The organism is Enterobacter sp. 01-M-03-SI-ECC, assembly GCF_047530215.1.
Lineage (GTDB): Bacteria > Pseudomonadota > Gammaproteobacteria > Enterobacterales > Enterobacteriaceae > Enterobacter > Enterobacter chengduensis.
The window spans coordinates 23,548-30,032 of sequence record NZ_JBLKDA010000043.1 but is presented as its reverse complement, the minus strand read 5'-3'; the positions used below and the strand labels follow the sequence as shown (position 1 = coordinate 30,032).

Below are 6,485 nucleotides of genomic sequence, written 5' to 3'. Positions count from 1 at the left end.
CAAGGGCGAGACCGAGTGCATCAATACTGACAAAATGGAGCATTTCATATCCGTATGAAAAGTGCGGTTAGTGCACGAACTATACGCCCGGTCTGCAGGTGGAAAATATGTTTAGCACGCACATTGTCACAGCGTGATAGATTTAGGAGAAATGCCCAGTTTTACGAAAGGTTGAGGATAATTTTTAGTAGAGGGGGAAACCGGCACCATCACGATGCCGGTCAGGAAGGTTAGTGCAGCTCTGGCCAGTAGCCTTTATTGGCCTCGATCAGGTCATCCAGAATCGCTTTCGCGACGGACGCGCTCGGCACGGTTTTCGACAGGGTAATCGCCTGCCAGAGTTTCTGATACGAGCGCTGCTCCCAGGCGTCCACCACCAGTTTTTCCACCGCCACCTGCTGGCTCATCAGCCCTTTCTGGAAGTGCGGAATATCGCCCACCGTAAGCGGCTCCGGTCCGTTATGGCCCACCAGGCATGGGATCTCCACCATCGCATCGGCATCGAAGTTATGGATGGCCCCGTTGTTTGGCACGATCAGCAGCATCCGCTCCTGGGTGTTAAAGGCAATTGCCGTCGCCAGATCGACGATGTACGACGCATGTTCGTCGATTTCCAGCTCACCGGCGGAGGATTTGCCCGCCTCGATAATTGCCCGGCAGGAACTGAACACGTGCTTCTCACGGTGATCCATCACTTCATTGGCGCGGGTGCGGTCCGGGTTGGAATGCGCGACCACGTAGTCCGGGAACAGGTAGTATTTCAGATAGGTGTTCGGCATGGTGTCCGGATCCAGCGCCTGCACGTCTTTTGCCTTGGCGAACGTATCGTTCCAGCTCGCTTCGGTATGCGCATCTTCTGAAGGCGGTACATAGCCGTTTTTCGCCACGTATTCGCGCAGCTTCGGCATCAGATCGTTGCCGTTGAGATCTTCAATCGACGTCCACCAGCCGAAGTGGTTCAGGCCGTAGTAGCGCACGCGCATCTCTTTGCGGTCTTTCAGGCCGACAATCTGCGCCATACGCCCTTCAATGCCGATCGGCATATCGCAGATGTTGAGTATTTTGGCGTTTGGACGCAGGCGACGCGTGGCCTCCGCGACAATCGCCGCCGGGTTGGAGTAGTTCAGCATCCACGCGTTCGGGGAGTACTGCTCCATATAATCCACCAGCTCCAGCACGCCGCCGATAGAGCGCATGCCGTAGGAGATGCCGCCCGGCCCGCAGGTTTCCTGGCCCAGCACGCCGTGGCGCAGCGGGATCTTTTCATCTTTTTCACGCATCGGGTATTTGCCCACGCGGATATGCGCCATCACGAAATCCACATCGCTAAACGCCGCTTTCGGATCGGTGGTGTAGCTGAATTCAATCTCCGGCGCCTGCTCCTTAAGGATGATTTTGCACGCTTCGGCGATGGTTTCCTGACGCGCGCCGTCGTTGTCATAGAACTTCAGGGCGCGCAGCGGGAAACGGTCACGGTTGGCTAACAGCATCAGGACGATACCAGGCGTAAAGGTGCTGCCGCCGCCTGCAATGACAACTGAGAATTTTTTCATGATATAGCCTCTGTCAGGGTGGTTTGTTCATTCGATAAAGGGGTTTTCATCAGCGATTCCAGCTGGTCGCGCACCTGAGGAACGTGCAGACCGACAATCACCTGAATGCCGTTGCCGCGTCGCACCACGCCGTGGGCGCCGAGGGCTTTGAAGACGTCATCGCTTTGCGTTTTGGCCATATCGACCAGGGTGATACGCAGGCGGGTGGCGCAGTTGTTGATGCTCCCGATGTTGGCCGCGCCGCCGAGCGCCTGCAGGAATCCGGCGGCCTGTCCGACCTGCTGGCTGGCCGCCGCCGGGGCGGTAGTTTGCCCGCGCGCCGCCTTATAGTCGGCCTTGCTGTAGAGCTTGATTTCGCTCTCCTCCCGGCCCGGCGTTTTGAGGTTCAGACGCGCAATCAGCGTTTTGAAGGCCACGAAGTAGATGCCGGTGAAGCAGACGCCGATAGCGATCTGGATGAAGACCGTTGAGGCGTGATTGTGGAACATCGGGATCCAGTTTTGCGGCAGGAACTGGTCCAGCAGGCCGCCGCCCATGTTGCCGACCACGCCGAAGGTGTACATCACCGTTGCCATGGTGGCCGCCAGCACGGCGTGAACGGCAAACAGCAGCGGTGAGATAAACAGGAAGGTGAATTCAAGCGGTTCCGTAATGCCGACGAGCACGGCGGTGAGCGTGGCCGGTATCAGCAGGCCCGCCACCTTGACGCGGTTTTCCGGCGACGCGGTGTACCAGATCGCCAGCGCAATCCCGACCGAACCGAACACTTTGGCGTTGCCGTGCAGCGCGAACCCGCCTTCCGGGAAGAGGGTTTTCAGCGGCAGGGTGCTCTGGCTGAATTCCTGCAGGTGCTGCGCCCAGTAGACCTGGATCCCGCCCTCCACCGCCGCCGGGCCGAAGATGAACGGGCCGTAGACGAAGTGGTGCAATCCGGTTGGAATCAGAATGCGTTCCAGGAAGGTATACACCCACACGCCCAGCGCACCGGCGGAGCGCAGGAACGCCTGCAGGGACTCAATGCCCATCTGCACTTTCGGCCAGCCCAGCAGCGTCAGCCAGGCGCAGGGGATCATGACGAAGAACGCGAGGATAACAACGAAGGAGCTGCCCTGGAAAATCCCCAGGAAAACCGGCAGCGGCTTGTCAAAATAGCGGTTGTGGATGGCGGTGACGATGCCAGAAATGACGATGGCGCCGATGATGCTGGTATCGAGCGTTTTGATCCCGGCAATCATCGCCAGCCCGCTTCCGGCGGTCGGTTCAGCGGAGAAGTCGACGCCGAAGAAGTGGCCCCAGGTCATCCCCATCGCGTTGATGAAGTAGTTCCAGGTCAGAAAGCTAATCAGCACCGCCAGACAGGCGCGGCCCTGCGCCTGCTTCGCCAGGCCAATCGGCAGGCCCACGGCAAAAATCAGCGGCATATTGCGAAACACCGCCCAGCCGCCTTCTTCAATGATATGAACAATTTGCGCGAACAGATTATCAGGGGCCGTTAAGGCTTCGCCGACAAACAGCGGATTGCGAAGCATGATGGCGATTCCCACCACGATCCCGGCGAAGGGGAACAGCAACACCGGGGTAAACATGGCACCGCCGAAACGTTGTATTTGACTGAGCATTTTTAAATCCTCATGAAACAACCTGTAGGGGTAGAGGCCTTTATGGTTTTTTGCTGGCCTGAGGTGAGCATAAGAACTTACTGATGCGCGAACATGGCGTGCCGCTGCGATTCGTGATCGCATTCATGGTTTTATTTTGACCAATCAGGTCTACTTTTTGCGGTAAATATGGACATGTCAGGACGCCATCCACGCCCTGATAAGGGCAGAGAGGTCTACTGGTGATCTACAAATCCATTGCTGACAGATTGCGGCTGCGGCTGAATTCGTCGGACTACAACATCGGCAGCCCGCTGCCCGGCGAGAAAGCGCTGGCGCAGGAGTTCGGCGTGGCGCGAATGACCATCCGCAAGGCGCTGGATCTGCTGGTGAGCTGGGGGCTAGTTGAACGACGGCACGGGAGCGGAACGTTTGTCTCGCGCAAGGACGTTCACCACGAAACCACCAACCTGACCGGGCTGGTGGAGGTGCTGCGCCAGCAGGGAAAAGAGGTGCAGAGCAAGGTGCTGCAGTTCGAAGTGATGCCCGCGCCGCCCGCCATCGCCAGCCAGCTGCGGATTCAGGTGGATGAACGGATCTACTTTTCCCGGCGGGTGCGCTACGTGGACGGAAAACCGCTGATGCTGGAGGACAGCTTTATGCCGGTGAAGCTGTTCCGCAATCTGTCGCTGGCGCATCTGGAAGGGTCAAAGTTTGATTACATCGAGAAGGAGTGCGGGATCACCATCAGCGGCAACTACGAGAGCCTGACGCCGGTGCTGGCCGATAAACAGCTGGCGGGTTATATGAACCTGCCGGAACAGACGCCGCTGCTGCGTATCACCTCCCTTTCCTACAGCGACAGCGGCGAGTTCCTCAATTATTCCGTGATGTTCCGAAATACCAGTGATTATCAGGTGGACTACCATCTGCGGCGCATCCACCCGGACGACCTGCTAGCCCATCCCCCAGAACAGCACCGCCAGTAGCTGCGGGGTGATGATGCGCAGGAACATCACCAGCGGGTAGACGGTGGCGTACGAGAGCGCCGCCGCGCCGCTGGTGGCGTGCAGGTTGTTGGCAAAGGCCAGCGCGGGCGGATCGGTCATGGAGCCCGCCAGCATCCCACACAGCGTCAGGTAGTTCATTTTGGCGAACATTCGCGCCAGAATGCCCACCGTCAGCAAAGGAATCGCCGTAATAAAGATGCCGTAGCCGACCCAGCTCATCCCTTCGCCCTTGACCAGGGTATCGACAAAATCCCCGCCGGACTTCAGCCCGACCACCGCCAGGAACAGCACGATGCCCAGCTCGCGCAGCGCCAGGTTGGCGCTCGGCGGCATAAACCAGTAGAGCTTGCCGATGCAGCCGATGCGCCCGAGGATCAGCGCCATAATCAGCGGCCCGCCCGCCAGGCCCAGCTTGAGCGCCACCGGGAAGCCCGGCACGTACAGCGGAATAGAGCCGAGCAGCACGCCGAGCCCGATGCCGATAAACACCGGCAGCATCTGCACCTGCTGCAGTTTTTGCTGGGCGTTACCCACCATATCCGCCACGGCGTCGATGGACGACGGGCGGCCGACCAGGTTGAGGATATCCCCGAACTGCAGGCTGGCCTCCGGGCTGGCGACCAGCTCAACACCCGCACGGTTAAGCCGGGAGATCACCACGTCGTAGCGCTCTTTTACCTGCAAATCGCGTATTTTCTTGCCCAGAACGTGCTCGTTGGTCACCACAACGCGTTCCACGCGCATATCGGTGCCGCGGGTTGAGAGCGAAGTATCCACTTCCTGGCCAATCACCAGCCGCGCGTTGTTTAAGTCCCCGGGCTGGCCGACCAGGTGCAGCAGATCGCCCTGCTGAATAACGGTGCCGGGCGCGGGCACCATCAGCATATCGTCACGCTTGAGGCGGGAGCAGATGATGTTGGCGCTGTTCAGGATCGGCACGTCCTGAATCGCCATATTGTTCAGGTTAGGGTTATCGACCCGAATGTTGATGGTTTTGATCGGCATATGGCCGTTGGTGAGCGTGGTTTCGTGGTCTTTCGCCTCTTTGTCGACGTTAATGCGAAACAGGACGCGCACCAGCCACATGGAGAGGAGAATGCCGCAAATCCCAAACGGATAGGCCATGGCGTAGCTCATCCCCATCTGGTCGACAATGCCGGGTTCGATGCCCAAATCGCGCAGGATTTGCTGCCCGGCACCGAGCGCGGGCGTGTTAGTGACCGCCCCGGAGAAAATGCCCAGCACCACGGGCAGCGGGATATCGAAGATTTTGTGCAGCATGGCGGTAACCAGCCCGCCCATCACCACGATGCCGAGGGCAAACAGGTTGAGCCGTAATCCGGAGACCCGAAGAGAGGCGAAAAACCCCGGCCCCACCTGAATACCGATGGTGTAAACGAAGAGGATCAGGCCGAACTCCTGCGTAAAGTGGAGCATTTCGGCGCTAAGGACCAGCCCGAGCTTGTCGGCAAAGTGCCCGACAAAAATGCCGCCAAACAGCACTCCGCCTATCCCAAACCCGACGCCGCGGATTTTGATATTCCCTATCCACAGGCCAACAACAGCGACCAGGGCCAACACGCTAACGGTTAACGCGATATCACTCATGATCCACTTCCTTGGCATAACCTTAGTTATGGTAAGGATTCTCTCAGAGCCGTCGGCGGTTGTATGGGCGATGGCGCACAAAAAAGCCCTGCCGGGGCAGGGCTTTGTGCAGTCTGTGAGTATTGTCGGGTGGCGGCTGCGCCTTACCCGACCTACAGGTTCGGCGGGCTTGTTAGCTGTTTAACGCTGGCCGGTCGCTAATGGCGATACGCTGCGGCGCGATGGCCTCCGGCACGTTACGGGTCAGGTCAATATGCAGCAGCCCGTTGGTAAACGTTGCGCCGGAGACGTCCATATGGTCTGCCAGGGTAAAGCTCAGGCTAAACGGCTGGTTAACCAGCCCCTGGTGCAGCCATTTGGTTTCGGTCTCTTGTTTTTCCGGCGTACCCTTCACGGTCAGGCGAGTGCCTTCGAGCTGGATGTCCAGATCCTCCTGGCGGAAGCCGGCCAGCGCGAGGGTGATGCGATAGTGGTTATCGTCGCTTTTTTCGATGTTGTACGGCGGAAACGTCTGTTGCTCGGTGGTGCTTTGCAGGGCGTTGGCCAGTTTGTCAAAACCAATCCACTGACGCAGCAGGGGGGATAAATCATAGTTACGCATACTAAATCTCCTTCTGAGAAGCGAGTTCGGCACAGTTTAATTTTGTGCGCAGTTGTTCCTGCAAATCCGGATGGATTCGCATATGCTCCCGTTACGGCAAGCAAGTCTGGGTGGG

The 6,485-nt window shown here is 58.5% G+C and carries 5 protein-coding genes; 1 reads left to right on the top strand and 4 read right to left on the bottom strand.

Annotated features, from left to right (window positions below):
• Positions 1-230: 230 nt before the first annotated feature.
• Both ACMWKK_RS23735 and ACMWKK_RS23730 read right to left on the bottom strand, forming a co-directional pair.
• Positions 231-1,553: a 6-phospho-alpha-glucosidase gene (locus ACMWKK_RS23735; protein WP_112780369.1), complete on the bottom strand. Its 1,323-nt coding sequence runs from the start codon at positions 1,551-1,553 to the stop codon at positions 231-233.
• Positions 1,550-3,172, bottom strand: coding sequence for an alpha-glucoside-specific PTS transporter subunit IIBC (locus ACMWKK_RS23730; RefSeq protein ID WP_112780368.1), 1,623 nt, complete (start codon positions 3,170-3,172; stop codon positions 1,550-1,552). The genes ACMWKK_RS23735 and ACMWKK_RS23730 overlap by 4 nt, the downstream gene beginning before the upstream one ends.
• A 221-nt stretch (positions 3,173-3,393) precedes the next feature.
• Between ACMWKK_RS23730 and ACMWKK_RS23725 the strand changes: the two genes are divergently transcribed.
• Positions 3,394-4,140, top strand: a complete 747-nt coding sequence (locus ACMWKK_RS23725) for a GntR family transcriptional regulator (RefSeq protein WP_023618235.1) — start codon at positions 3,394-3,396, stop codon at positions 4,138-4,140.
• On the opposite strand, the gene ACMWKK_RS23720 is transcribed toward ACMWKK_RS23725, so the two are convergent.
• Positions 4,108-5,769 (bottom strand): putative transporter, encoded by a 1,662-nt coding sequence (locus tag ACMWKK_RS23720; protein WP_112780367.1) that lies wholly within the window; start codon positions 5,767-5,769, stop codon positions 4,108-4,110. The genes ACMWKK_RS23725 and ACMWKK_RS23720 overlap by 33 nt on opposite strands.
• 172 nt (positions 5,770-5,941) lie before the next feature.
• Positions 5,942-6,370, bottom strand: coding sequence for a small heat shock chaperone IbpB (gene ibpB, locus ACMWKK_RS23715; protein WP_112780366.1), 429 nt, complete (start codon positions 6,368-6,370; stop codon positions 5,942-5,944).
• Between the last annotated feature and the right edge of the window lie 115 nt (positions 6,371-6,485).

What these genes read in the sequence shown, in the direction of transcription:
- ACMWKK_RS23730 (WP_112780368.1), bottom strand. Translation starts at nt 3,172, where the DNA reads ATGCTCAGTCAAATACAACGTTTCGGCGGTGCCATGTTTACCCCGGTG.
- ACMWKK_RS23720 (WP_112780367.1), bottom strand. Translation starts at nt 5,769, where the DNA reads ATGAGTGATATCGCGTTAACCGTTAGCGTGTTGGCCCTGGTCGCTGTT.
- ACMWKK_RS23735 (WP_112780369.1), bottom strand. Translation starts at nt 1,553, where the DNA reads ATGAAAAAATTCTCAGTTGTCATTGCAGGCGGCGGCAGCACCTTTACG.
- ibpB (WP_112780366.1), bottom strand. Translation starts at nt 6,370, where the DNA reads ATGCGTAACTATGATTTATCCCCCCTGCTGCGTCAGTGGATTGGTTTT.